The sequence below is a fragment of the Dellaglioa sp. CoH-57-MRSF-21 genome (assembly GCF_056781915.1).
In genome coordinates, this window is sequence record NZ_JBXAXU010000042.1 from 1 (window position 1) to 554 (window position 554).

At 56.3% G+C, this 554-nt stretch carries 1 protein-coding gene; it reads left to right on the plus strand.

Annotation, left to right across the window (positions count from 1 at the left end):
- Positions 1–554 (plus strand): hypothetical protein (locus AC1RPQ_RS07810; RefSeq protein WP_481762234.1); only part of this gene is annotated, 554 nt, incomplete at both ends.

Here is a 554-nt window from a genome sequence, read left to right on the forward strand (position 1 = left end):
GTGTGTCCTCGATCACAGCGGGCACGTCGGGGACGCTTACTGGAGACATTACGTTCACGGCAGGGCCTTCCATATCGCTATCGAACACTGGAAACAGCATTCAGATTTCTGGTACTGGTGTTCCGGAAGCACCAAACGACGGCAATGGCTACATGCGCCAGAACTTGGGTTGGTCGGTTGTGCCCTCGATCGCCGACGCAATCACGTCGGTCACGGGTCAAACTGGTTCAGGTGCCGTTATTCTGGTTGAGTCTAACCCTCCCGCAAACTCAGCGATCATCAAGTCGCTAGTGGCTGGTCAAAACGTTACGCTCTCCGAAGCAAACGGACTAATCACGGTCACCGCCGCGATTCCGGCAGGCACTGTATCCACGGTCAACGGCATCAGCCCGAACGGAAGCGGCAACGTGTCATTGACGGCCGCGAACGTGAACGCTGTTCCAGTCGCTGGCAACGTGACTATGACGGGCCCGCTGAACATGGGATCACAGGTGCTCAACGGTATTGCTACGCCAGTCAATCCGAGCGATGCAATTCCGCTTTCGTATATCACG